Origin of the sequence: Erythrobacter epiphyticus (assembly GCF_034653295.1) — a bacterium.
In the GTDB taxonomy this organism is placed as follows: domain Bacteria; phylum Pseudomonadota; class Alphaproteobacteria; order Sphingomonadales; family Sphingomonadaceae; genus Erythrobacter.
The window spans coordinates 1-648 of record NZ_JAYEEU010000019.1 but is presented as its reverse complement, the minus strand read 5'-3'; the positions used below and the strand labels follow the sequence as shown (position 1 = coordinate 648).

Below are 648 nucleotides of genomic sequence, written 5' to 3'. Positions count from 1 at the left end.
CGCCAACGAGATAGTAATTCTCGATCACGTCATCGCGGTTGTGGCCGCGCAGCCACGCGCTCTGCCACAGCACCGGCTCAAGGCTGAACGCGCTGCCCATGTGGGCGTTGAGATCAGCCTTGAAGTCCTTGGGCGCATAGCTGAACTTGGTGACGATCCGATCGTGGATGTCGGGGATCAGGCGGCGGCCCAGCTCATCTAGGATCATTTTCTCCAGCTTGGGGCCGACTTCATCCCAGTTGACCGGCATCTTGCCCATGTGGCTGACCGGCACGAGCGCGTAGAACGTGCTCTTGCCCGCCGGTGCCATGCCCGGATCGGTCACGGTCGGGTGGTGGAGATAGATCGCGAAATCTTCGGGCACCACGCCGTTGGTGTAGATATCATCGAGCAGGCCTTTGTAGCGCTGCGCCTTTTCGCACAGATAGCCCTGGCTTATGGGGTGCGCCTTGTCCGCGCGCACGCGGGTAATGTGGCCGCCTTCGGTCTGCACCTCGATCCCGCAATTCAAGGAGCAGATCAGGCACGCGGTCGGTTTCCATTCGCTCATGGGGCGTCTCCCTCGGCCTGGGCATAGGCATCGGCGAGCAGGCCGGCCGCATCCCGGCACGCGGCAAGGATCGCATCGGAGAGCGCGCCATCGGGCAC

At 63.1% G+C, this 648-nt stretch carries 2 pseudogenes; both read right to left on the bottom strand.

Annotation, left to right across the window (positions count from 1 at the left end):
- Nucleotides 1-406: pseudogene (locus tag SOQ14_RS14215) on the bottom strand (phytoene desaturase); the annotation flags it as partial.
- A 57-nt stretch (nucleotides 407-463) separates the two neighbouring features.
- A pseudogene (locus SOQ14_RS14210) lies at nucleotides 464-550 on the bottom strand (hypothetical protein); the annotation flags it as partial.
- Nucleotides 551-648: the final 98 nt, after the last annotated feature.